Annotated in this window: 26 protein-coding genes and 2 other annotated features; all 26 genes read right to left on the minus strand. The window is 38.3% G+C overall.

All coding sequences use genetic code 11. The annotated features are described in order from the left end of the window. Positions 1-59: 59 nt before the first annotated feature. Positions 60-911 (minus strand): sensor histidine kinase, encoded by an 852-nt coding sequence (locus tag AN959_RS12595; RefSeq protein WP_156350791.1) that lies wholly within the window; start codon positions 909-911, stop codon positions 60-62. A gap of 181 nt (positions 912-1,092) precedes the next feature. After that, entirely contained in the window at positions 1,093-1,779 is a 687-nt protein-coding gene (locus tag AN959_RS12600) for a response regulator transcription factor (RefSeq protein WP_156350795.1), read from the minus strand. 89 nt (positions 1,780-1,868) lie between these two features. Beyond that, positions 1,869-3,056, minus strand: coding sequence for an elongation factor Tu (gene tuf, locus AN959_RS12605; RefSeq protein WP_053591312.1), 1,188 nt, complete (start codon positions 3,054-3,056; stop codon positions 1,869-1,871). A 117-nt stretch (positions 3,057-3,173) separates the two neighbouring features. Next, positions 3,174-5,252, minus strand: coding sequence for an elongation factor G (gene fusA / locus AN959_RS12610; RefSeq protein WP_053591311.1), 2,079 nt, complete (start codon positions 5,250-5,252; stop codon positions 3,174-3,176). Between the two features lie 51 nt (positions 5,253-5,303). Then, the gene (gene rpsG, locus AN959_RS12615; protein WP_053591310.1) at positions 5,304-5,774 is read right to left on the minus strand and encodes a 30S ribosomal protein S7; all 471 of its coding nucleotides are present in this window, start codon (positions 5,772-5,774) and stop codon (positions 5,304-5,306) included. 46 nt (positions 5,775-5,820) lie between these two features. Continuing rightward, entirely contained in the window at positions 5,821-6,243 is a 423-nt protein-coding gene (gene rpsL / locus AN959_RS12620) for a 30S ribosomal protein S12 (RefSeq protein ID WP_053591309.1), read from the minus strand. Positions 6,244-6,341: 98 nt separating this feature from the next. After that, a complete protein-coding gene (locus tag AN959_RS12625) occupies positions 6,342-6,590 on the minus strand; it encodes a ribosomal L7Ae/L30e/S12e/Gadd45 family protein (RefSeq protein ID WP_053591308.1) in 249 nt (82 codons plus the stop codon). A gap of 125 nt (positions 6,591-6,715) precedes the next feature. Beyond that, positions 6,716-10,318, minus strand: a complete 3,603-nt coding sequence (gene rpoC, locus AN959_RS12630; protein ID WP_053591307.1) for a DNA-directed RNA polymerase subunit beta' — start codon at positions 10,316-10,318, stop codon at positions 6,716-6,718. 116 nt (positions 10,319-10,434) lie between these two features. Then, on the minus strand, positions 10,435-13,989 hold the full coding sequence (rpoB, locus tag AN959_RS12635; RefSeq protein ID WP_053591306.1) for a DNA-directed RNA polymerase subunit beta: 3,555 nt from the start codon (positions 13,987-13,989) through the stop codon (positions 10,435-10,437). Between the two features lie 230 nt (positions 13,990-14,219). Next, on the minus strand, positions 14,220-14,822 hold the full coding sequence (locus AN959_RS12640) for a class I SAM-dependent methyltransferase (RefSeq protein WP_056831193.1): 603 nt from the start codon (positions 14,820-14,822) through the stop codon (positions 14,220-14,222). A gap of 78 nt (positions 14,823-14,900) precedes the next feature. After that, positions 14,901-15,263: a 50S ribosomal protein L7/L12 gene (gene rplL, locus AN959_RS12645; protein WP_053591304.1), complete on the minus strand. Its 363-nt coding sequence runs from the start codon at positions 15,261-15,263 to the stop codon at positions 14,901-14,903. Between the two features lie 66 nt (positions 15,264-15,329). Continuing rightward, positions 15,330-15,830: a 50S ribosomal protein L10 gene (gene rplJ, locus AN959_RS12650; RefSeq protein ID WP_053591303.1), complete on the minus strand. Its 501-nt coding sequence runs from the start codon at positions 15,828-15,830 to the stop codon at positions 15,330-15,332. Positions 15,831-15,863: 33 nt separating this feature from the next. Next, positions 15,864-16,007: a sequence feature (ribosomal protein L10 leader region), on the minus strand. Between the two features lie 42 nt (positions 16,008-16,049). Further along, positions 16,050-16,742, minus strand: a complete 693-nt coding sequence (gene rplA / locus AN959_RS12655; RefSeq protein ID WP_053591302.1) for a 50S ribosomal protein L1 — start codon at positions 16,740-16,742, stop codon at positions 16,050-16,052. Between the two features lie 128 nt (positions 16,743-16,870). Continuing rightward, positions 16,871-17,296, minus strand: a complete 426-nt coding sequence (gene rplK, locus AN959_RS12660) for a 50S ribosomal protein L11 (RefSeq protein ID WP_053591301.1) — start codon at positions 17,294-17,296, stop codon at positions 16,871-16,873. 258 nt (positions 17,297-17,554) lie between these two features. Continuing rightward, positions 17,555-18,088 carry a transcription termination/antitermination protein NusG gene (nusG, locus tag AN959_RS12665; RefSeq protein ID WP_053591300.1) on the minus strand — a complete coding sequence of 178 codons (534 nt, stop codon included), beginning with the start codon at positions 18,086-18,088 and terminating at the stop codon, positions 17,555-17,557. Between the two features lie 102 nt (positions 18,089-18,190). Further along, complete coding sequence (gene secE, locus AN959_RS12670; RefSeq protein ID WP_053591299.1) at positions 18,191-18,376, minus strand: preprotein translocase subunit SecE; 186 nt, start codon at positions 18,374-18,376, stop codon at positions 18,191-18,193. A gap of 45 nt (positions 18,377-18,421) precedes the next feature. Continuing rightward, a complete protein-coding gene (rpmG, locus tag AN959_RS20710) occupies positions 18,422-18,610 on the minus strand; it encodes a 50S ribosomal protein L33 (RefSeq protein WP_371256550.1) in 189 nt (62 codons plus the stop codon). Positions 18,611-18,643: 33 nt separating this feature from the next. Continuing rightward, positions 18,644-19,288 carry an RNA polymerase sporulation sigma factor SigH gene (sigH, locus tag AN959_RS12675; RefSeq protein ID WP_053591298.1) on the minus strand — a complete coding sequence of 215 codons (645 nt, stop codon included), beginning with the start codon at positions 19,286-19,288 and terminating at the stop codon, positions 18,644-18,646. Between the two features lie 70 nt (positions 19,289-19,358). Further along, positions 19,359-19,868, minus strand: a complete 510-nt coding sequence (locus AN959_RS12680) for an NYN domain-containing protein (protein WP_053591297.1) — start codon at positions 19,866-19,868, stop codon at positions 19,359-19,361. Between the two features lie 10 nt (positions 19,869-19,878). Continuing rightward, entirely contained in the window at positions 19,879-20,634 is a 756-nt protein-coding gene (rlmB, locus tag AN959_RS12685; RefSeq protein WP_053591296.1) for a 23S rRNA (guanosine(2251)-2'-O)-methyltransferase RlmB, read from the minus strand. Continuing rightward, positions 20,635-21,054 carry a Mini-ribonuclease 3 gene (locus AN959_RS12690; RefSeq protein WP_053591295.1) on the minus strand — a complete coding sequence of 140 codons (420 nt, stop codon included), beginning with the start codon at positions 21,052-21,054 and terminating at the stop codon, positions 20,635-20,637. It abuts the gene before it with no gap. Positions 21,055-21,058: 4 nt separating this feature from the next. Next, positions 21,059-22,459, minus strand: coding sequence for a cysteine--tRNA ligase (cysS, locus tag AN959_RS12695; RefSeq protein WP_056831195.1), 1,401 nt, complete (start codon positions 22,457-22,459; stop codon positions 21,059-21,061). Further along, positions 22,440-23,126, minus strand: coding sequence for a serine O-acetyltransferase (gene cysE / locus AN959_RS12700; RefSeq protein ID WP_056831197.1), 687 nt, complete (start codon positions 23,124-23,126; stop codon positions 22,440-22,442). Before cysE ends, cysS begins: the two co-directional genes overlap by 20 nt. Positions 23,127-23,215: 89 nt before the next feature. Beyond that, positions 23,216-23,438: a binding site (T-box leader), on the minus strand. Between the two features lie 58 nt (positions 23,439-23,496). Further along, positions 23,497-24,960, minus strand: coding sequence for a glutamate--tRNA ligase (gene gltX, locus AN959_RS12705; protein WP_056831199.1), 1,464 nt, complete (start codon positions 24,958-24,960; stop codon positions 23,497-23,499). Between the two features lie 138 nt (positions 24,961-25,098). Further along, positions 25,099-25,578, minus strand: coding sequence for a 2-C-methyl-D-erythritol 2,4-cyclodiphosphate synthase (gene ispF / locus AN959_RS12710; RefSeq protein ID WP_056831201.1), 480 nt, complete (start codon positions 25,576-25,578; stop codon positions 25,099-25,101). Position 25,579: 1 nt separating this feature from the next. Beyond that, on the minus strand, positions 25,580-26,269 hold the full coding sequence (gene ispD / locus AN959_RS12715) for a 2-C-methyl-D-erythritol 4-phosphate cytidylyltransferase (protein WP_056831203.1): 690 nt from the start codon (positions 26,267-26,269) through the stop codon (positions 25,580-25,582). Between the last annotated feature and the right edge of the window lie 49 nt (positions 26,270-26,318).

The raw sequence follows: 26,318 nt of genomic DNA on the forward strand, positions 1-26,318 counted from the left end.
TTCTTTTCTATTAATCGTTCGATTTACATGACAAAAAAAGAAAGTAGATGACAATTTTGTCACCTACCAGAAATTCTAGTCATTTCATTTTTTAATGGGAATTTAAGTGAAAAAATCGAGCCGTTATCTACTCTGGAATCAACGGTTATATCTATACCCAATTTGTCTGCGGCGTTCTTTGCTAGATAAAGTCCCATACCTGTAGATGCTATTGTTTCTCTTCCAGTCGTTCCTGTAAAAGACTTCTCAAATATACGAGGTAAGTCAGCAGAGCTTATTCCAATACCGAAGTCTTGAATATTTAAAATTGTATGTTTAGAACTATCCATTTGAGAAAAGACTTGAATTTCTCCATTCTCTTTACTATATTTCACTGCGTTTGATAGTATCTGACGAACTATAAAGGATAACCACTTTTGATCTGTTAATACTTCCTCTTTCGATAGATCGATTTCAAAGCCTATCCCCTTTTGCATACACCAAGCTTGCAGTTCTTTTATTTCTGCAGGTATAATTTTGTCAAAATTAATTGGCTCTATCAAGTAATCTTTTTCTAAAGATGGTAATCTTGTATGATGGAGCTGTTGGTCTAATAGTAAATGGACTCTTAGCCACTCAACCTCCAGTTTTTTCTTCACTTTAGAATTTTCTACAGTATCTATCATTAGTTTCATACTTGTTAGAGGGGTCTTTACTTCGTGAATCCACGTTAACGTGCGGTCGTTCTCTTCTAAATGTTCCACTCGCATATTGTTCAATTCTTCCTTAGCCACTATAAACAGTTCATCTAATGCAGCTGATAACCTTTTCTCAAAAGTAGATTTTCCTTCTGGAAGAGCAGCAAGTAACATATCTAGTGTAAATTCCTTGTCTATATTCTCCTCTAACGATTTCAGAAAAACTGATTCCACTCTGTATCTCCAAATAAAAAATAGTATAAATGCCAATGAATTTATAACGTTAATATAAAGCAACGATATATTAAAAAAAGCAACGTCTAATGTCAGTATAATATTTAACCAGATCTGTAGGCTTAGAAAAAAGAGAAGCCACGCCTTTCTTTCTTTTATGTACGCTATGAACACAATGAGTCTACTCCTTTGTAATAGCCATATAACCTAGACCTTTCTTCGTAACAATAACATCCTTTAAACCTATTTCCTCTAGTTTTAAGCGAAGTCTATTAACATTTACAGATAAAGTGTTGTCGTTCACAAAACGCTCGTCATCCCATAATTTACGCATTAACTCATCTCTTGACACTATTTTATTTACTGATTGTATAAGAATACGAAGAATAAAAAGTTCGTTTTTTGTTAAATCAATTACTTGGTTATTGTATGTAATCTCACTTTTAGCAAAGTCAATAACTGCTTCATTCCAGCTATTTGTATCCATATTCTCTTCCTGATAATCATATGTTCTTCTTAATACGGCTTGGACCTTAGCTATCAATACGTCTAGATGAAATGGCTTTTGAACGAAGTCATCTGCACCCATTTGCATGGCCATGATGATATCCATCGGATGGTCTCGAGAAGACAAGAATATAATCGGTACTTTCGAAATATGACGAATTTCTCTACACCAATGGAAACCATCAAATGCAGGCAGTTGGATATCTATAATAACTAACTGGGGTTTTTCTTCAATGAATGTATGTATTACTTTTTGAAAGTCGTCAGGTCTAATTACATCAAAAGACCATTGAATAAAACGATCTCTTAGCATATCAAAAATGGACTGATCATCTTCTATTAACAATATTTTTGTACTTATTGGAAGCACCCCCCTACAAATAGTTTACACTATTTTGTACAAAAAAAATCCATCTCGTCGTCACGAGATGGATTTTATCAATTTATAAATTATTTAGTAATAGTAGCAACTACGCCAGCGCCTACAGTACGTCCACCCTCACGGATAGAGAATTTAGTACCTTCTTCAAGAGCGATTGGAGAGATCAAAGAAACTGTCATTTCGATGTTGTCTCCAGGCATAACCATTTCTACGCCTTCTGGTAAGTTACAAACGCCTGTTACGTCAGTTGTACGGAAGTAGAACTGTGGGCGGTAGTTTGAGAAGAATGGAGTATGACGTCCACCCTCTTCTTTTGAAAGAACATAAACTTCAGCTTTGAAGTCTGTGTGTGGTGTAATTGAGCCTGGTTTAGCTAATACTTGACCACGTTGGATTTCTTCACGAGCAACCCCACGAAGAAGTGCACCGATGTTGTCACCAGCTTCTGCATAGTCAAGAAGTTTACGGAACATTTCAACACCTGTTACAGTAGTTGATTTTGGATCTTCAACGATACCGATGATGTCTACAACGTCTCCAACTTTAACTTGGCCACGTTCAACACGTCCAGTTGCAACTGTACCACGACCAGTGATTGAGAATACATCCTCAACTGGCATCATGAATGGTTTGTCAGTTTGACGTTCTGGAGTTGGGATATAGCTATCTACAGCGTCCATTAATTCAATAATTTTTTCTTCCCACTCAGGCTCACCTTCAAGAGCTTTAAGAGCAGAACCTTTAATTACTGGAAGATCGTCGCCTGGGAAATCGTATTCAGATAGAAGGTCACGAATTTCCATTTCAACTAATTCAAGAAGTTCTTCATCGTCAACCATATCACATTTGTTCATGAATACAACTAGGTATGGAACACCTACTTGACGAGAAAGAAGGATATGTTCACGAGTTTGTGGCATTGGGCCATCAGCAGCAGATACTACTAAGATACCGCCGTCCATTTGAGCTGCACCTGTGATCATGTTTTTAACATAGTCAGCATGTCCTGGGCAGTCTACGTGAGCGTAGTGACGAGTTTCAGTTTCATATTCAACGTGAGATGTATTGATTGTGATACCGCGTTCTTTTTCTTCAGGTGCGTTATCGATATCAGCATATGATTTCGCTACTCCACCCATTTTTTTAGAAAGAACTGTTGCGATAGCAGCAGTTAGAGTTGTTTTACCATGGTCAACGTGTCCGATTGTACCGATGTTAGCATGCGTTTTGGAACGGTCAAATTTTTCTTTAGCCATTAGAGAGTGCCTCCTCAGTGATTGTTTGATTTTTTATGATAAAAGGTAGAGGGCGTACGTCCCCCTATCTTTTATACACTATAATTTAGTTATACTTGAATATTGGTGAAAATTCAATTATTCACCTTTATGTTTTTTAATAATTTCTTCCGAAATTGATTTTGGAACATCTTCATAGTGATCGAACACCATTGAGAATACTCCGCGTCCTTGCGTATTAGAACGTAAAGACGTTGCATATCCGAACATTTCAGCAAGTGGAACCATTGCACGAACTACTTGTGCATTACCACGAGCATCCATACCTTCTACACGACCACGACGAGACGTGATATCACCCATAATGTCTCCTAAATATTCTTCAGGAATAACAACTTCTACTTTCATGATAGGCTCAAGTAGAACTGGGTTTACCTTAGATACAGCATTTTTCAATGCCATAGATGCCGCAATTTTAAATGCCATCTCATTCGAGTCAACATCATGATATGATCCGTCGAATAATTTAGCTTTAATATCGATTAATGGGAAGCCTGCAAGAACCCCATTGTCAAGCGAGTCACGAAGACCTGCTTCAACAGCTGGAATATATTCACGTGGTACTACCCCACCAACGATTGCGTTTTCAAATTCAAAGCCTTTTCCTTCTTCGTTTGGAGAGAACTCAATCCAAACGTGTCCGAATTGTCCGCGACCACCAGATTGACGTACAAATTTACCTTCAACTTGTGCAGAATTACGGAAAGTCTCACGATAAGATACTTGAGGAGCACCTACGTTAGCTTCAACTTTAAATTCACGACGCATACGGTCAACTAAGATATCAAGGTGAAGTTCACCCATACCTGCGATGATAACCTGGCCAGTTTCTTGGTCAGTGTGCACGCGGAATGTTGGATCTTCTTCAGCAAGTTTTTGTAATGCTTGACCCATTTTATCTTGGTCAGCTTTTGTTTTAGGTTCAACTGATAAAGAAATAACTGGTTCTGGGAATTCCATAGATTCTAGAATAACTAGAGCCTTTTCATCACACAGTGTATCACCAGTAGTTGTATCTTTTAATCCTACAGCAGCCGCGATATCTCCAGCATATACTTGTGAAATCTCTTCACGAGAGTTAGCATGCATTTGTAGAATACGTCCTACACGCTCACGCTTACCTTTAGTAGAGTTTTGCACATAAGAACCTGATTGAAGTGTACCAGAATATACACGGAAGAATGTTAGTTTACCAACATAAGGGTCAGTCATTACTTTAAATGCTAATGCAGAGAATGGCTCTGAATCATCTGAATGACGTTCTACTTCCTCTTCAGAATCAGGATCAATACCTTTCATAGCAGGAATATCTAGTGGTGATGGAAGGTATGCAACAACAGCGTCAAGAACTTTTTGAACACCTTTGTTTTTAAATGCAGTACCACATACTACTGGATAGAATTCTACATTAAGAGTACCTTTACGGATACCGTTAACTAATTCTTCGTTCGTAACTTCTTCTCCACCAAGATATTTTTCCATTAGATCTTCATCAAGTTCAGCAACCGCTTCAACTAATTTTTCACGGTACTCTTCAGCTTGAGCTCTATATTCTTCTGGAATCTCTACTTCTTGGATATCAGTTCCTAAGTCATTACCATAGACAGTAGCTTTCATCGTTACTAAATCGATAATTCCACTGAATTGGTCCTCTGAACCAATTGGTAATTGGATTGGATGAGCGTTAGCTTGTAAACGGTCACGAAGAGTTCCTACAGAATATAGGAAATCTGCTCCCGTTTTATCCATTTTGTTAACAAATACAATACGTGGTACGCCGTAAGTTGTAGCTTGGCGCCATACTGTTTCAGTTTGTGGTTCAACACCAGATTGAGCATCTAGTACTGTTACCGCACCATCAAGTACACGAAGAGAACGTTCAACTTCAACAGTGAAGTCTACGTGTCCTGGTGTATCGATAATGTTTACACGGTGGTTGTCCCAAGCAGCTGTCGTTGCAGCAGAAGTGATTGTAATACCACGTTCTTGTTCTTGCTCCATCCAGTCCATTTGTGATGCACCTTCATGCGTTTCACCAATTTTGTGGATTTTACCAGTGTAATAAAGAATACGCTCCGTAGTAGTCGTTTTACCAGCATCGATGTGAGCCATGATACCGATATTACGTGTTTTTTCTAAGGAGAACTCTCTAGCCATATTGTATTTCTCCTTCCAATTTCGGATTAGAGTATGATTTTTAAATAAATCTTACCAACGATAGTGTGCAAATGCTTTGTTAGCTTCAGCCATTTTGTGCATATCTTCACGTTTCTTAACAGAAGCACCAGTGTTGTTAGATGCATCAAGAATTTCGTTAGCTAAACGTTCTTCCATCGTTTTTTCTCCACGAAGACGTGAATAGTTTACTAAGTAGCGAAGACCTAGTGTTGAACGACGGTCAGGACGTACTTCAACCGGTACTTGGTAGTTTGCACCACCAACACGACGAGCACGTACTTCAAGAACTGGCATAACATTGTTTAGTGCAGCTTCAAATACTTCTAAAGCATCTTTACCAGAACGTTCTTTTACAAGATCAAACGCTCCGTATAGAATTTTTTGAGAAGTACCTCTTTTACCATCAATCATCATTTTGTTGATTAAACGAGTTACTAGTTTTGAGTTATAAATTGGATCTGGTAACACGTCACGTTTGGAAACAGGACCTTTACGAGGCATGTGTTTTCCTCCTTTCGACGAATGTCTATTTATTAATTATTTTAAATTAGTTTTTCTTTTCTTTCGGGCGTTTTGCACCGTATAAAGAACGGCTTTGCATACGACCATTAACTCCAGCTGTATCAAGAGCACCACGTACGATATGATAACGTACCCCTGGTAAGTCTTTTACACGTCCTCCACGGATAAGTACAACACTATGTTCTTGTAGGTTGTGTCCTTCTCCTGGAATATAAGCAGTAACCTCTAACGTATTTGTTAAACGTACACGTGCATATTTACGAAGTGCTGAGTTTGGTTTCTTCGGCGTCATAGTACCAACACGAGTACAAACCCCACGCTTTTGTGGCGAGTTAAGATTTGTAGCTGATTTTTTAAAGCTGTTATAGCCTTTTCCTAATGCTGGAGACTTTGATTTCGTGATATTGGATTTACGAGGCTTACGTACCAATTGGTTAATTGTAGGCATCGATTGTTCCTCCCTTCATTTGTTCTTGTTAATACCACACATCCAGGTGGTTCATTTTTTGGGTAAAAACAAAGTCTTTGTGTTTTACACAAAAACTGTTACACAGCAATAGCTACTACGGATGCGCCTATGCGCAATCCACATGCTTTGCCAAGATCTACTTTAGACTCGACGTAGTAGATAGGAACATTGGTTTCTTGTGCGATCGCTACTGCAAGTTCAATGATTCTTTCCTCTACATCTAGTGCAATATAAACTTCTTTGACAAGCCCTTGTTTCATTGCTTTTACTGTTTGCTTTGTACCTATGATTGTTTTTTTTGCTTGTTTCACTTTTTCATAAGACATTTTCATATCCTCCAAAGCTACAAGTCAGATAACTATCAACCTTAAATATATTATCATTCATATAATAAGGTGTCAACAATAAACATTAAAATATTAGGGAGAACTCTCTCCCTAATATTTATTTTTTATTCAGCGCTTACTGCTTCTTTACCTTTGTCTGCTTGATTAGTAGTGATTTCGATTTGGCGATAACGTTGCATACCTGTACCAGCTGGAACTAGTTTCCCGATAATTACGTTTTCTTTTAATCCTAATAACTCATCACGTTTTCCTTTGATTGCTGCATCTGTTAAGACACGAGTCGTTTCTTGGAATGACGCTGCAGATAAGAATGATTCTGTTTCAAGAGAAGCTTTAGTAATACCAAGAATAACTGGGCGGCAAGTTGCAGGAATTTTCCCGTTCAACACTGCTTCTTTATTTGCATCTGCAAATTGATGGATATCGAGTAATGATCCTGGTAATAGATCTGTCTCTCCAGCCTCGATTACGCGAACTTTACGAAGCATTTGGCGAACCATTACTTCGATGTGTTTGTCTCCGATTTCTACCCCTTGCATACGGTAAACTTTTTGTACTTCTTTTAGTAAGTACTCTTGAACAGTAGAAACATCTTTTACTTTCAACAATTCTTTTGGATCTACAGAACCTTCTGTTAATACCTGTCCTCGTTGAATTGCATCGTTTACTTGAACTTTCAAACGAGCATTGTACGGAGCTAAATATTTACGAGTTTCTACATTACCTTGAATTGTAATTTCTTTTTGACCTTCTCTAATTTCATCAATTTCAGTAACAATACCTGTAATTTCAGAAATAACAGCTTGACCTTTAGGATTACGAGCTTCAAAAATCTCTTGGATACGTGGAAGACCTTGTGTAATATCGTCTCCAGCAACCCCACCTGTATGGAATGTACGCATCGTTAACTGAGTACCTGGTTCTCCGATTGATTGAGCTGCAATAATACCTACCGCTTCCCCAACTTCTACCGTATCTCCAGTTGCTAAGTTTAAGCCGTAACATTTTTTACATACACCATGTTTTGTATTACATGTAAATGCTGAACGGATTGTTAACTCTTCGATACCAGCTTCTTCAATTAGACGAGCGATATCTTGAGTAATAAGTCCGTCTCTTGCTAAAATAACTTCATTTGTAGTTGGATGGTAAATAGTTTTCTTCGTATGACGACCAACAATACGTTCGCCAAACTCCTCAATAACTTCTGTACCTTCCATCAATGAACCTATTAGTAAACCACGATCTGTTCCACAGTCATCTTCTCGAACAATTACATCTTGTGCAACGTCTACTAGACGACGAGTCAGGTAACCAGAATCGGCAGTTTTAAGCGCTGTATCGGCAAGACCTTTACGAGCACCGTGTGTTGAGATGAAGTATTCAAGTACTGTTAATCCTTCACGGAAAGATGATTTAATCGGAAGTTCGATAATACGTCCAGCCGGGTTGGCCATCAGTCCACGCATACCCGCAAGTTGGGTGAAGTTAGATGCGTTACCACGGGCACCTGAGTCACTCATCATGAAGATAGGGTTCATATTATCAAGTGATTTCATCAGTTTATCTTGAATAACTTCTTTTGCTTTACTCCAATGTCCGATAACGCTAGCATAGCGTTCTTCTTCCGTGATAAGACCACGGCGGAATTGTTTCATTACTTTATCCACTTTACCTTGTGCTTCTTCAAGAATTTCACCTTTGTCTGGAAGTACGACAATATCAGAAATACCAATTGTAATTCCAGCTTTAGTAGAATATTTAAATCCTAGCGCCTTCATACGGTCAAGCATTTTAGAAGTTTCCGTGATATGGAAACGTTTAAATACTTCAGCAATGATATTTCCAAGGATTTTTTTCTTAAATGGTTGAACAAGTTCCATAGATTCAATATGTTTCTTCACATCAGTAGTTGTAGAAACAAAGTATTTTTCAGGAGTTTCAATTTGTAAATTGAAATCCGTAGGTTCGTTAATATACGGGAACGTTTCTGGTAGTATTTCATTGAAAATTACTTTACCAACAGTCGTTAACAATAACATTTTGTTTTGTTCTTCCGTAAACGTTTGGTTATTTAATGATGATGCAGCGATTGCAATACGTGTATGCAAATGTACATGACCAGTATTGTATGCAATTAGCACCTCTTGTGGACCATAGAAAGTTGAACCTTCTCCAGTAGCACCTTTACGCTCAAGTGTTAAGTAATAGTTTCCTAAAACCATATCTTGAGATGGTGTAACAACTGGTTTTCCATCTTTCGGGTTCAAAATGTTTTGCGCTGCAAGCATTAGTAAACGAGCTTCCGCTTGAGCTTCTGCTGATAAAGGAACGTGAACAGCCATTTGGTCACCATCAAAGTCAGCATTATATGCTGTACATACTAGAGGGTGAAGACGAATAGCACGGCCTTCTACTAATGTTGGTTCAAATGCTTGAATACCTAGACGGTGAAGAGTAGGTGCGCGGTTTAATAAAACCGGATGCTCCTTAATTACATCTTCTAGTACATCCCAAACTTCTGTGTGCATTCTTTCAATTTTACGCTTTGCACTCTTAATGTTGTGAGCTAACCCACGTTCAACTAATTCTTTCATAACAAATGGTTTGAATAGTTCAATAGCCATTTCTTTTGGAAGACCACATTGATACATTTTTAAGTTTGGACCTACTACGATAACCGAACGACCAGAATAGTCTACACGTTTACCAAGTAAGTTTTGACGGAAACGACCTTGTTTCCCTTTTAGCATATGAGAAAGTGATTTCAATGGACGGTTACCAGGACCTGTAACAGGACGGCCACGACGACCATTATCAATCAATGCATCTACAGCTTCTTGTAACATACGTTTTTCGTTCTGCACGATGATGCTTGGAGCACCAAGATCCAACAAACGTTTTAAACGGTTATTACGGTTGATCACTCGACGGTACAAATCGTTTAAGTCAGATGTAGCAAAACGTCCACCATCTAATTGAACCATTGGACGTAATTCTGGTGGAATTACCGGAAGTACATCTAGAATCATCCAATCTGGTTTGTTGCCAGAATTACGGAAAGATTCCACGACTTCTAAACGTTTAATTGCACGAGTACGACGTTGACCTTGAGCAGTTTTCAACTCTTCTTTTAAGTTTTCCGTTTCACTTTCTAAATCAATCTCTTGAAGTAGACGTTTAATCGCTTCTGCACCCATTGCGGCTTGGAATTTCGTCCCAAACTTATCACGGTATGCACGATATTCTTTTTCAGAAAGTAATTGTTTCTTTTCAAGTGGTGTATCCGCAGGTTCGATTACTACATAAGAAGCAAAATAAATTACCTCTTCAAGTGATCTTGGAGACATATCCAAAATTAGACCCATACGGCTCGGAATACCTTTGAAATACCAAATATGTGAAACTGGTGCAGCTAATTCGATATGTCCCATGCGTTCACGACGTACTTTTGCACGTGTTACTTCCACTCCACATCGATCACATACTACACCTTTGTAACGAACTCGTTTGTATTTACCACAGTGGCATTCCCAGTCTTTTGTAGGACCAAAAATACGTTCACAAAATAGCCCGTCTTTTTCCGGCTTTAGTGTTCGATAGTTGATTGTTTCAGGTTTTTTTACTTCCCCGTAAGACCATGAACGAATTTTATCAGGTGAAGCTAAACCAATCTTCATATACTCAAAATTATTAACATCTATCAAGGAGCCTACCTCCCTTTAGTCTTGTGTCTTTGAAAGACATTCCAAGTAGCTCTGCATTATGCAATTTTATACGGAAATACGGACAGGCATCACCTGTCCGATTTCTATTTTATTTCTTATTCCGCTGTACCGACTGGTTCCTCTTCATTCGCATGTGGCAAAATTCCAAGCGCATCAGCAGCAGGAATATCGTCATCTTCATCTAAATCACGAAGTTCAATTTCTTCTTCGTCAATCGTTAACATTTTAACGTCCATACCTAAACTTTGTAATTCTTTAATCAATACTTTGAATGATTCTGGAACTCCAGGTTCTGGTACACTTTCACCTTTAACAATTGCTTCATACGTTTTTACACGCCCAACAACGTCATCGGATTTAACAGTTAAAATTTCTTGCAATGTATAAGCAGCACCATAAGCTTCAAGTGCCCATACTTCCATCTCTCCGAAACGCTGACCACCAAATTGCGCTTTCCCTCCAAGAGGTTGTTGCGTAACTAGTGAGTAAGGTCCAGTAGAACGAGCATGAAGTTTATCATCAACCATGTGGGCAAGTTTGATCATATACATAACCCCTACAGAAACGCGGTTATCAAATGGTTCGCCTGAACGACCATCGTATAAAATAGTTTTACCATCACGGTTAAGTCCTGCTTCTTCCATCGTATTCCAAACGTCTTCTTCGTTGGCACCATCAAATACTGGTGAAGCCATATGAACACCTAAAAGTCTAGAAGCCATACCTAAGTGAAGCTCTAATACTTGACCAATGTTCATACGTGAAGGTACACCAAGTGGATTTAACATGATATCAACTGGTGTTCCATCTGGAAGGAATGGCATATCTTCTTCTGGAAGGATACGCGAGATAACACCTTTGTTACCATGACGCCCAGCCATTTTATCCCCAACGGAAATTTTACGTTTTTGAACAATATAAGCGCGAACTAATTGGTTAACTCCTGGAGATAGCTCATCACCATCTTCACGATTAAACACTTTTACATCTAAGATAATCCCGCCAGCACCATGTGGTACACGTAGAGATGTATCGCGAACTTCTCGAGCTTTTTCACCAAAGATAGCATGAAGTAAACGTTCTTCTGCAGTAAGTTCTGTAACCCCTTTTGGTGTTACTTTACCAACTAAGATGTCACCATCACGAACTTCAGCACCGATACGGATAATTCCACGATCATCTAAATTGCGTAATGCATCTTCTCCGACGTTTGGAATGTCTCTCGTAATTTCTTCTGGCCCAAGCTTCGTATCACGTGATTCTGATTCATATTCTTCAATATGCACTGAAGTATATACATCGTCTTTCACGAGACGTTCACTCATAATAACAGCATCCTCATAGTTGTAACCATCCCATGTCATAAAGGCAACTAGCACGTTACGACCTAATGCTAATTCTCCTTTTTCCATAGATGGACCATCTGCAAGAATATCAAGTGGTTTAACACGATCTCCAACTTTCACAATTGGACGCTGGTTAATCGATGTACCATGATTCGAACGTTCAAATTTGTGCACTTTGTAAGAAGTTAAATCACCTTTTACTTCTTTTCCATCCACTTCTTCGATGCGACGAACTCTAATTTCTTTAGCTTCAACATGCTCAACAATTCCATGATACTTTGCAATTACAGCAGCACCAGAATCACGCGCATTCACATGTTCCATTCCTGTTCCAACAAATGGTGCTTCAGGATTTAACAATGGAACAGCTTGACGTTGCATGTTCGCTCCCATTAGGGCACGGTTCGAGTCATCATTTTCTAAGAAAGGAATACATGCAGTTGCAGCAGAAACTACTTGTTTCGGCGAAACGTCCATGTAATCGATTTGTTCTCTTCTAAATACTGTGTTATCGCCACGGAAACGTCCTACTACTTCTTCTTTCGCAAATGCACCTTCATCTGTTAATAGAGAATTTGCTTGCGCTACCACATAGTTATCCTCTTCATCAGCAGTTAGATAATCAATACGAGAAGTTACTAGACCTGTTTCAGGGTCAACACGACGGTATGGAGTTTCAATAAAACCAAATTTATTCACTTTTGCAAAGCTAGAAAGTGAGTTAATAAGACCAATGTTTGGTCCCTCAGGTGTTTCAATCGGACACATACGACCATAGTGAGAATAATGAACGTCACGTACTTCAAAGCCAGCACGTTCACGTGTTAAACCACCTGGTCCAAGAGCTGATAGACGACGTTTGTGTGTAAGTTCAGCAAGTGGATTTGTTTGGTCCATGAACTGAGATAATTGCGAGCTACCAAAGAATTCTTTAATAGATGCAATAACTGGACGAATATTGATCAACTGTTGTGGAACAATTGATTGTGTATCGTTGATAGACATACGCTCACGTACTACACGTTCCATACGAGAAAGGCCAATACGGAATTGGTTTTGTAGTAATTCTCCAACTGAACGTAAACGACGGTTACCAAGATGATCAATATCATCTGTGTTTCCAACATTAAATAATAGGTTAAAGAAATAACCAATAGAAGAAACGATATCAGCAGGCGTTATGTTTTTAACTTCATTTTCCACATACGCATTGCTAATTACATTGATTTCTTTTTGTTCTTCATCATTTGGCGCATATATTTTAATCGATTGAATTGTAATATCATCTTCTAAAACACCACCTACTTGAGATAATGTTCTAAATCCGATTCCATTTTCCAAATGAGGAATTAGTCGATCTAATACTCTTCGATCAATAAGAGTACCAGCTTCTACTAAAATTTCTCCTGTTTCTGGATCCACTAGCGTTTCCGCTATTGTTTGGTTAAACAAACGATTTTTAATATGCAATTTTTTGTTCATTTTGTAACGACCAACGTTTGCTAGATCATAGCGTTTTGGGTCAAAGAAGCGTGAATATAACAAGCTCTTTGCACTTTCAACAGTTGGTGGCTCACCAGGACGTAGACGCTCATAGATTTCAAGTAACGCTTTTTCAGTCGTTTCCGTGTTGTCTTTTTCAAGCGTGTTACGTAAATATTCATTATCACCAATTAAATCGATGATTTCTTGATCTGATCCAAAGCCTAATGCGCGAAGTAAAACAGTAACCGGCAATTTTCTTGTGCGGTCGATACGAACATATACAACGTCTTTTGCGTCGATTTCGTATTCTAACCATGCACCACGGTTCGGAATAACTGTTGCTCCAAAACCTTTTTTACCGTTTTTGTCTGTCTTGTCGTGGAAGTAAACACTTGGTGAACGGACTAACTGAGATACGATTACGCGCTCAGCACCATTTATTACGAAAGTACCAGTTTCAGTCATTAGTGGGAAATCACCCATAAAGACATCTTGTTCTTTCACTTCGTCCGTTTCTTTGTTGTGGAGACGTACTTTTACGCGCAATGGAGCAGCGTATGTTGCGTCACGTTCTTTTGATTCGTCGACTGAATATTTCGGATCATTTAAACTATAGTCGACAAATTCAAGTGATAGATTGCCTGTAAAGTCCTCGATTGGAGAAATGTCTCTGAACATTTCACGTAAACCTTCTTCAAGGAACCATTCGTAAGATGCTGTTTGAATTTCGATTAAATTCGGAAGTTCAAGCACCTCACTAATACGCGCAAAACTTCTGCGGTGGCGGTGTTGTCCGTACTGAACTAGTTGACCTGTCAACTCATTCACCCCTCAATAAAGCTATAATTGGGTCTTTTCGATATGAACAAATTAGTGTATGATATCGAAAGACAAAAAGAAAACGAGTTCTAAATTAAGAGCTCATTTTTTATTAATCAAACTTTTTCTCGGCCAGTATACCCATATTTACTCCATTTAATTCAAAAGGGCATACTACCTCAAAATAATATTTTTGCATTTTATTATAATATCATAGCGATTTTGTCAAGTCAATCTTTTGTAGCCTTTAAAATCCAATATCCTTTGACTTTAACTACTACTTTCACTTGACCAAAAATCTCTTCCAAATGACTAAAAGTAGATGGTGCCCCTTGTTTCTTTTGAATCACAACCCACAATTCTCCCCCTGAAACCAACTTTTCATAGGATTCATTGTAAAAACGAAAAATAGTTTCTTTTCCAGCGCGAATCGGTGGATTAGTTATTATAGCCGCAAAGTTTGCAGTGTTTACTGCTGACAACCCATCACTTTCATAGATTCGTACATTTTGTATCCCGTTCGCAGCAGCATTTTTTTCTGCAAGTTGGATTGCACGTGTGTTAACATCTACTAAATGAACTGTTCTTCCTTCATTTGCTTTCGCAATGGAAAGACCGATCGGGCCGTATCCACACCCTACATCGAGAAAGTCTCCTTCTCGTTCCGGCGCTTCAAAAGCATCGATTAATACACGGGAGCCAAAATCTACTTCGCTTTTACTAAATACACCAGCATCTGTTTCAAACCGAAAATTATGTCCAAGTAACGTAAAATTCCAGTGACGTGGTTTACTTTCAGTTTGAGGTTTTCTAGAGTAATAGTGATCAGACACCGAATAACCCTCCATAATATACATACGAAGAAAAGCCCGTCGGTAAATGACGAGCTTTTTTCTTCATACTGTACAAAATTACTTAACTTCTACGTTAGCGCCAACTTCTTCAAGTTGAGCTTTGAAAGCTTCCGCTTCATCTTTAGAAATGCCTTCTTTAAGTGGTTTTGGAGCGTTATCTACTAATTCTTTAGCTTCTTTCAAGCCAAGACCAGTGATTTCACGTACTACTTTGATTACTTTGATTTTTTGATCTCCAGCAGAAGCAAGGATTACATCAAATTCAGTTTGCTCTTCAGCTGCAGCAGCACCGCCACCTGCAACCATTGCTACTGGAGCAGCAGCTGTTACACCAAATTCTTCTTCGATTGCTTTTACTAAGTCGTTTAATTCTAGAACTGTCATTTCTTTGATAGCGTCTAAGATTTGTTCTTTACTCATTTTGTTTTCCTCCTATAATGGATAATTTAGGCTATTTGCCTTATTTTAATTGTTAAGCCGCAATAATTATGCGCCTTGCTCTTCTTTTTGTTCTGCAACAGCTTTTGTTGCAAGCGCAATGTTGCGCATTGGTGCTTGAAGTACAGATAGAAGCATAGAAAGAAGACCTTCGCGTGATGGAAGTTCTGCTAATGCTTTAACGTCCTCAGCAGATGCTACAGTACCTTCGATGATACCAGCTTTAATTTCAAGCTGTTCGTTCTTTTTAGCAAAATCGTTAATGATTTTTGCAGGTGCAACTACGTCTTCGTTAGAAAATGCTACAGCATTAGGACCAACAAGATGTTCATTAATCCCGTCAACACCAGCAAATTCAGTCGCGCGGCGTGTAAGTGAGTTTTTGTAAACTTTAAATTCCACACCAGCTTCACGAAGTTGTTTACGTAATTCAGTTACTTGCGCAACATTTAAACCACGGTAGTCAACAACTACTACAGAAGCAGCAGCTTTAAACTTTTCTGCAATTTCTTCAACTTGCACTTTTTTAGTTTCAATTGCTTTGTTCATTTTGGCACCTCCTATAAGAATTGGCCATTTATACCGACAAAAGAAAAGCCTCTGGATCTACGGATAGACACAGAGGCAGAAAGTCATCATCTAATAAGAATCTGAATTTGCATGTCCTCGGTAGGATATTAAGTGACAAGTCACTCCTACTGTCTTCGGTACAAATGTATATTTCACAACAAAAGTCATCTTATCAGATAGACTTATGATTGTCAATTATTATTTTACTGATTGAGTATCAATTTTTACAGCTGGACCCATAGTAGTTGTAACATTTACAGACTTCATGTAAACACCTTTTGAAGCAGCTGGTTTAGCTTTTTGTACTACTTCAAATACTGCTAAGAAGTTTTCTACTAATTTGTCGTCTTCGAAAGAAACTTTTCCGATAGGAGCATGAATGATACCAGCTTTGTCAGCGCGGTATTCTACTTTACCAGCTTTAATTTCTTCGATAGCTTTTGTTACGTCAAATGTAACAGTACCTGTTTTTGGGTTTGGCATTAAGCCTTTTGGTCCAAGTACACGACCGATTTTACCAACTTCACCCATCATGTCTGGTGTCGCAACGATAACATCGAAATCGAACCATCCTTGTTGGATTTTGTTGATGTATTCTACATCACCTGCGTAGTCTGCACCAGCAGCTTCTGCTTCTTTTAGTTTTTCGCCTTTAGCAAATACTAATACGCGTTGTGTTTTACCAGTTCCGTTTGGAAGCACAACTGCTCCACGGATTTGTTGGTCATTTTTACGAGTATCGATTCCTAGACGGAAAGCAACCTCTACAGTTGCATCAAAATTAACTGTGCTCGTTTTTTTAGCAAGTTCGATTGCTTCTTTAACTGAGTACAATGCATTACGGTCAACTAGTTTTGTAGCTTCTTGTAATTTTTTACCTTTGTTAGCCATTTAAAATGTCCTCCTTGATAGTGGTTTTAGCGGAATAAACCTCCCACGTGTAAAGGTTGCAGTTATTCTTAGGAACAACTACAACCTTCCAAAAAACAATTGCGTCATATCAAAATGCACATTAAGTATTAGTCTTCGATCGTAATACCCATGCTACGTGCAGTACCTTCAACCATCAACATAGCTGCTTCAACAGATGCTGCATTTAAATCTGGCATTTTTTGTTCTGCGATTTCGCGAACTTTATCACGTTTCACTGTCGCCACTTTTACGCGGTTTGGTTGACCTGATCCAGATTGAATACCTGCTGCTACTTTAAGTAACACTGCTGCCGGCGGAGTTTTTGTAATGAAAGTAAATGAACGATCTTCAAATACAGAAATTTCAACCGGAATGATTAGACCTGCTTGATCTGCAGTACGTGCGTTGAACTCCTTACAGAATCCCATGATATTAACACCCGCTTGTCCTAATGCAGGACCAACCGGTGGCGCTGGGTTTGCTTTACCAGCAGGAATTTGTAATTTAACAACTTTAATCACTTTTTTAGCCACGAGACACACCTCCTTAAGTCCGTGATGTGGTAATTGGGTTGCCCCTCCCACTCAAATATCTGTCTCTCAGCGAATTGCCGATAACATTATAAAAATTCATGCAGACTAATTTTCAGTCTGACCTTTGAAATGATACCACTATTTTCAACCTTTAGCAAGTAACAATGGAAAATAATATTTTTTGGCGTGAACTAGCTCAAAATTTAAACGTATCATTTCTGATTGTATAAAAAGCTTCTGTACCTAGTCCGACAAGAATTATATCTTTGTTAATTGATCGAAGTCTAACTCCATATTAGTTTCACGGCCAAACATATCAACTGAAACAGTTACTTTACCTTTAGCAGTATCGATTGTTTCTACTTTACCTTGGAAATGAGCAAATGGTCCTTCTAGCACTTCTACTAATTCACCGATTTCAATATCAATTTCCACTTTACCTTCGGTATTACCCATTTGTTTTAACATAGATTGAACTTCTTCAGGAGCTATAGGAGTTGGTTTTGTCCCTCCGCCTGATGAACCTAAGAATCCTGTTACACCAGGTGTATTTCGAACTACATACCAAGCATCATCCGTCATAATAAGTTCAACGAATACATACCCAGGAAAAGTTTTTCTCGTTACAACACGTTTTTTTCCATCTTTAATATCTGTTTCTTCCTGTTCAGGGATGTATACTCGGAAAATTTTATCTTGCATCCCCATAGTTTCTACACGTTTTTCTAAGTTTGCTTTTACTTTATTTTCATACCCAGAGTAAGTATGAACGACATACCAATTTTTTTCCATAGTTGACGGACTAATCGTCCTTCCCTCCTTTTCTCAGACAAATGAAAAAACCCGTTCGTTTAAATAAGACGGGCTATTTCAAAAATATTAACATACTACATTTTATAAATCCAAATACCAACGGAAAAGTTCTGAAATCCCTAAATCTACTACAGCAAAGAATACAGCCATAATTACAACAGTTGCAAGTACAATCATTGTATATTTCGTAAGCTCTTTCTTTTTAGGCCAGCTCACTTTTCTCATTTCGGACATTACATTTTTAAAGAATCCTCCAACATTAGCCATTCTAGCTAAACCTCCACACGGAAAATCTATCTTTTTTTTACATACTCATAATGTTTGTTTATGAAGTGTATGCTCGTTACAGTGCGAACAATATTTTTTTAGTTCTACACGTGTTGCACTTTCTTTCGATGTAGGAAACGAATAATTTCGGTTTCCACATTTCTCACAACTCAAGACAATTTTCTTTGTCATTTTCTCACCTTTTTGGCGTGTAATCTTTTTCAAGATTATCATTTTACTAATTCAGTGTCAACAAAATCCCAGTGTTTAGGCATAATTACTACCAATCTCCATATATCTCTCTAGCTTACGTTTCACTCGCTGGAGTGCATTGTCAATTGATTTTACGTGCCGATTTAGTTCTTCTGATATTTCTTGATAAGACTGCCCATCCAAGTATAGCGCAAGAACTTGTTGTTCCAGTTCACTTAAAATTTCTGCCATTTTCTCTTCCATATAATCATAGTCTTCTCGATTGATTATCAATTCTTCCGGATCATCTATTACCGAACCGGCAATCATATCCATCAATGTCCGATCCGATTCTTCATCATAGATTGGCTTGTCCAGCGAAACATAAGAATTAAGTGGAATATGTTTTTGACGCGTAGCAGTTTTTATCGCTGTAATGATTTGTCGAGTAATACATAACTCTGCGAAAGCTCGAAAGGATGCTAGCTTTTCTTCTTTAAAATCACGAATCGCTTTATATAATCCTATCATACCTTCTTGAAGAATATCTTCCTTGTCTGCTCCAATTAAAAAATAGGATCTGCCTTTCATTCGAACGAAAGAACGATATTTCGTAATTAAATAATCAAGCGCTTCAGTGTTACCTTGATGAACCATCTCTACAAGCTCCTCATCTTGTAAACTATCTAATTGTTGTAGATTATGTTCGATCTTTTCCAATGAAGTCACCTCTGCAAGTTTACGATAGTTATCACAAGTATACAGGATGAAAATTTATCCAGTCAATGCATCATTTCATTCCTCTTCGCCATTTTTCGAAAATTTCTGCAATTTCGTCCGTTAGAGGGATCTTGGAAGACGGCTTATTATCTTGAATATACCTCACTTTTTTCGTTATATTCGACGATATAGCCGTCATTTCAATTTCAAATTCTCGAGCAGATTTTCTTAATGCGCCTTGTCCAAAAATAACTCTTTGCTCCGTCATATCAGAAGTAGCTACATAAATTTCTATTTTTCTACCACTTAATTCTCTTGTAAGCTTCTCAATTCGCTCATCTGCTGTTTCGTTTGTTCGAGTAAAAATAACTTCTACATCACGTTGCTTCTGCTTATTTTCAATTCCCGGAACTAAATGTGCGTCAAATACGACAATTACACGAATACCCGTAAACGCTTTATATTCAGCCATCAGTTCCAGAAGTCGGTCTCTTGCGTCTAGTAGTTTTTCTTGCTTTAAAACTCTTAACTCTTTCCATGCGCCGATGATATTATAACCATCGACAAGAAGAATTTGCATCAGGTTATCCTTAAAGAGGACGTCTTACACGCAATACTTCGTATAAAAGTATAGACGCAGCAACAGACGCATTTAAACTTGTTACATGACCGACCATTGGTAAATGGTATAAGAAATCACACTTATCTTTTAATAAACGACTCATCCCTTTACCTTCACTACCAATAATAAGCGCTAATGGAAGTGTTGCATCCATATGACGATAGTCAGTGGACTTTGTAGCATCTGTCCCCGCAATCCAAACTCCACGTTCTTTTAACTCATCCACCGTTTGCGCTAGATTTCCAGCTCGATACACCGGAATATGCTCAATTGCTCCAGTAGATGCCTTAGCAACAACTGCAGTTAGTCCCACAGCACGTCTTTTTGGAATTATAATACCGTGTGCCCCCACCGCATCTGCTGTTCTCATAATAGACCCAAGATTATGTGGATCTTCGATTTCATCCAAAATTATAAAAAGAGGATCTTCTTGTTTACTTGCAGCTAATTCAAACAAATCATCCAGTTCCGCATATCGATAAGCTGCAACCGAAGCAACGATCCCTTGGTGATTGGCATCGGTCAAGTTATCTAATTTCTTTTTTGGAACGAATTGAACGATGATTCCCGCTTCCTTAGCTAATTGAATTATTTCCGAGACTCCGCTTTTTTGTATGCCTTCAGCAATCCACACTTTATTCATATCTCTTCCTGAACGTAGCGCTTCTACAACGGGGTTTTTCCCAGCGATAATTTCTCCCGTTTGTTCTGTATTCTCTGCCATTTACTTCTTCTCCCCTTTCTGTCCGTCAATAAATTCAATTGAAAATAGAAGTAATTCTTCCAACCGTTCTTTTTGCTCACTTAGATATAAGCTTCCTACTAACGCTTCAAACGCAGTACTATAATGATATGTTTGGACATCTGTATTTTTCGGTACAGTACCAGACTTTGCATTTCTACCCCTTTTTAATACCGCAAGTTCCTCTTCTGTTAGGATTTTTTTATCTAAAAGCTCGTGAACAATTGTCGCCTGTGCTTTTGCAGATACATACTTAGTTCCTTCTCTGTGCAATATGTTTGGCTTAACTCGACCAGAACGAATGAGATGCTCTCGAACGACTTGTTCGAAGACAGCATCTCCCATATAAGCTAAAGCTAACGAGTTTAATTGTTTAACATCGGATAACTTAAAGTTAGTCATAAGTTTATCCTCTTTTCCATCGGATACCTTGCGCTGTATCTTCTAAAATAATATTCATTTCTTTTAATTGATCTCTTATTTCATCTGCACGAGCAAAATTGCGATCCTTTCTCGCTTGATTTCGTTCTTCGATTAATGCATCAATTTCTTCATCCAATACTTCTTTTTCTTGTTGGAGAGAAATTCCCAATACTGTAGTCAGTTCATCAAAAATTGTTAAGAATTGCTTTAACACATTTTCAGAAGTCTGTTTTTCTAATAGATACGTATTTGCTAGCTTAGATAATTCAAAAACTGCAGCAATTCCGTTCGCTGTGTTAAAATCGTCATCCATTGCAGTGATAAATTGCTCTTTTACTTCACCTATTTTGTGCATCCAAATATCATGATGGTCACCTAAGTCCGCTGTCGCGTCTAAGCGATGTAACACATTTGCATACGATGTACGGATACGTTCTAGGCCAGCTTCCGCTTGTTCTACTAAATCACCGGAATAGTTAATTGGGTGACGATAATGTACACTCAGCATGAATAAACGCAATACTTGTGGATCAATATTTTGACGAATATCATTAACTAAAACGAAGTTACCTAGTGATTTTGACATTTTTTCATTGTCAATATTAATGTAGCCATTATGCATCCAATATCTCGCAAATGTTTTACCTGTTCTTGCTTCCGATTGTGCAATTTCATTTTCATGATGAGGGAAAGTTAAATCTTGCCCACCAGCATGGATATCAATTGTATCACCTAGTACTTCTCTAGCCATTACCGAACATTCAATATGCCACCCTGGACGTCCTTGACCCCATGGGCTCTCCCAGAAAATCTCTCCTGGCTTTGCAGCTTTCCATAATGCAAAGTCTAAAGCATCTTCTTTCTTTTCCCCTGCCTCGATGCGTGCACCTACCTTTAAATCATCGACCGATTGGTGAGAAAGCTTTCCATAACCTTCAAACTTTCTTGTGCGGTAGTATACATCACCTTGAGATTCATACGCATAGCCTTTTTCTTCTAACACTTTAATAAAATCTATTATTTCGGTCATGTGATCGGTCACACGAGGGTGCGAATCAGCTCGGTTGCATCCTAATGCCTCTACGTCTGCAAAATAAGCTTCAATAAAACGTTCCGTTAACTCAGAAACCTCTTCACCTAACTCATTTGCAGCTTTAATAATTTTGTCATCCACATCTGTGAAATTGGATACGTACGTTACTTCATATCCTCGATATTGCAAATATTTTCGTACCGTATCGTATACGATCACTGGACGAGCATTCCCGATATGAATGTAGTTATATACTGTTGGTCCACAAACATACATTTTTACCTTTCCCTCTTCCATTGGTACAAAGGGTTCTTTTTCACGTTTTAATGTATTAAAAATTTGTATTGCCATGTATACTTATCTCCTTTTCCTTTTTAAGTCTTTCTACTTCTTCTTGTAAATTTTTTATTTCATACTCCATCTCTCTACATCGATCAGCGAACGGATCCGGTAAGTCTTGGTGATTCAAATCTTGATGATGTGCATTGTGCTTTACTTTCACTCCATCTTGAATTACAACTACTCCAGGTATACCAACTACTGTTGAGTTCATTGGAACATCTTTTAAAACAACAGACCCTGCTCCCACCTTACTATTTTCTCCAATTGTAATCGAACCTAACACTTTGGCACCAGTTGCTATTAATACATTATTGGCAAGCGTAGGATGTCTTTTTCCTTTTTCTTTTCCTGTACCACCCAATGTGACACCTTGATATATCGTACAATCTTCCCCTATTTCACAGGTTTCCCCGATGACAACACCCATTCCGTGGTCGATAAAAAAACGTCTTCCAATCTTCGCACCCGGGTGAATTTCAATACCAGTGAAAAATCGGCTAATTTGCGAAATAACACGTGCGAGGAAAAATAATTTCTTATTATAAAAAGCGTGTGCAATCCGATGACTCCAAATAGCATGTAAACCCGAGTATGTTAATACTACTTCCAGGATACTTGTTGCTGCAGGATCTTGTTCAAATACAACTGCTATGTCTTCTTTGATTCGCTCAAACATCCTTTTTTCTCCTTTCTTAGAAACATGTAAACGTTGTAGGAAAAGCTAAACTTTTCTTCCACAATAAAAAGCGTCCCTGTCTATAAATAGACAGAGACGCTTTGGGCGCGGTTCCACTCTGATTGAAAAGGCAAATAAAACACCCTTCCCACTTCGCATCCTTAACGCAGATGATACGTCCAGCCTACTGACATGTTCGGCATGGCACTCAGAGGTGCATTTCAGTAACTCATTGGTTCAGACCACTTTCAGCCGGTGATGGTCCTCTCTAAAGAACTTGTGTTACTTACTTCTCCTCATCCTTGCTTTTTCTAGCTTCCGTTCGGAATTTGTATCCTCATTTTCACACCTTACTAGAGGAAAGTCAATATTATTGTTTTGCGTATTTAGCTACTCGAGCAATTACATTTTCTTTTCCGATAAGACTGATAGCATCTGCCAACTCAGGACCATGTGTTTGACCAGTTGTTACTACACGGATTGGCATAAATAAATTTTTCCCTTTATGGCCAGTTTCTTTTTGAACTGCTTTGATCGCAGCTTTAATTTCAGCTGCTTCAAATATTTCTAAAGTTTCTAACTGTGCTTTGAATGCAGCCATTACCTCTGAAACTTGTTCACCTGCTAACACTTCTTCCGCTTCTTCAGTATATGCAATCTCATGTTCAAAGAACTGTGATGACAATTCAACTATTTCAGCACCAAAGCTCATTTGATCGTGGTATAGAGCAATAAGCTTCGTTGCCCAAGCATGTTGTTCCTCCGATAGTTCTGCTGGAAGTAGCTCCGCCTTTTGTAAGTGTGGCAATGCTAGTTCCACAACTTTTTCAAGTGGTAATTGCTTAATATATTGATTATTCATCCACGTTAATTTTTGTTTATCAAACATGGAAGGTGATTTAGATAAACGATTCACGTCAAATATTTTTATAATTTCCTCTTTAGAGAATATCTCTTCTTCCCCTTCAGGAGACCATCCTAAAAGTGCAAAGAAGTTGAACATTGCTTCAGGTAAGTAACCTAGATCTTTGTATTGCGTAACAAATTGAATAATAGACTCGTCACGTTTTGAAAGCTTTTTACGATTTTCATTAATGATTAACGTCATGTGACCGTATGCAGGATATTCCCACCCAAACGCATCAAATATCATTAATTGTTTTGGAGTGTTAGATAAATGCTCTTCCCCACGGAATACATGGGAAATTTTCATAAAGTGATCATCTAAAACTACCGCATAGTTATATGTTGGAATGCCATTTGCTTTTACAAGTACCCAGTCACCAATATCTTTGGATTCAAAAGTAACGGATCCACGAACTAAATCCTCAAATGTGTAGGTTACATTTTCAGGAACACGCATACGGATTGTATAAGGCATACCTGCATCTTCTTTTTCTTGTACTTCTGTTGCAGATAAATGACGACATTTACCGTTGTACATAGGCGCAGCTATTCCGTTTGCTTTTTGCACTTCACGTTCTGCTTCTAATTCCTCTGAAGTACAGAAACATTTATACGCCTGCCCTTTTTCTAACATTTCTTCTGCATGCTTTGTATAAATATCTAGTCGTTCCATTTGACGATAAGGCGCGTATGGTCCACCAATATCAACTGACTCGTCATATTCGATACCTAACCATTTAAGATTTTCAAGCTGAGATAACTCGCCACCTTCTACATTTCGTTCAATATCTGTATCCTCGATACGAACGATAAACTTCCCGTTATTGTGACGTGCAAATAAATAGTTAAATAATGCTGTTCGAGCCCCTCCGATATGTAAATACCCTGTTGGGCTTGGCGCGTATCGTACGCGAACTTCTTGTGTCATTGTAAATCCTCCTAGTTTTCGTTCATATAAAGTGAAACTTCAGCTTGTGATAGTTTCCTTTACAGATGACCATATCTTACTATCCTTAAAGCGGGATAAACTTTATTTATTCTACCACTGCTAACGTCTTTTTAAAAGTTAGTCTTTCTTTATAAGCAATATTGTCGCCATTGAAGCAATTCCTTCTTCACGTCCCGTAAATCCAAGCTTTTCTGTTGTTGTTGCCTTCACGTTTACTTGGGATACATCCGCTTGAAGCAACTCCGCCACACGCACACGAATTGCCTCAATATAAGGTGCCATTTTAGGCTTTTGTGCAATAATTGTACAATCGATATTACCTAATTTGTATCCGTGAGCATCTACTAATTTCCAAATATGCTCCAGTAGCTTGGCTGAATCTGCATCTTTAAAATCTGGATCTGTATCCGGGAAATGTTTGCCGATATCCCCTTCACCGATTGCTCCAAGTGCTGCATCTGTAATCGTATGAAGCAATACATCTGCATCTGAATGTCCAATTAGTCCTCTTTCATAAGGAATTGTAACTCCTCCAATTATTAAAGGGCGATTTTCCGCAAATTCATGTACGTCAAATCCTTGTCCAACTCGTATCATCTTATTGTTCCTCCTGCTTCATTTTATTTAAAATCACATCACCAAAAAGGAGATCTTCTTTTGTAGTCATTTTTAAATTATCGTATGTACTCTCCACGATATGTACGCTTTCTCCTAAACGTTCGACTAGCATCGCTTCATCTGTCCCTAAAAAGCCTTCTTCATTTGCCAAGCGCTCTGCTTTTTCTAATAGCTCAAACTGAAAAGCTTGTGGCGTTTGAATAATCCATAAACTTTCTCGATCTACTGTTTCTTGAATTATACCATTTTCCACTTTTTTCATCGTATCTTTGGCACGAACTGCCGCTACCGCTGCTCTCGATTGAGTAGCAGTTTCAACAAGCTGGTGAATAACCCCTCGTTTAATAAACGGCCTTGCTGCGTCATGTACAAGTACAATCCCTTGGCTTGGAGAAGCTTTTAAACAAGCATATACACTATGCTGACGTTCTGCTCCTCCTTCCGTAATAGCTGCTACTTTTGTAATCTCGTGTTTCAATAATAATTGTTCAATGTATGTCTGTTCCTCTTTTTTAACCGCTAACACAATGTGTTGACACATGGGGTCATTCTCAAAAACGCGCAAAGTATGTATTAAAATTGGAACATCTCTCAACTTCAAAAAAAGCTTATTCTGCCCTGCTCCCATGCGCTTCCCACTGCCTGCAGCGGGTAATAATACCGTATACATCCCCTAATTCTCTCCTCTATGTAACAATAGAAAAAGGGTGTTATCCTAT

Source organism: Psychrobacillus sp. FJAT-21963 (assembly GCF_001420585.1).
In the GTDB taxonomy this organism is placed as follows: domain Bacteria; phylum Bacillota; class Bacilli; order Bacillales_A; family Planococcaceae; genus Psychrobacillus.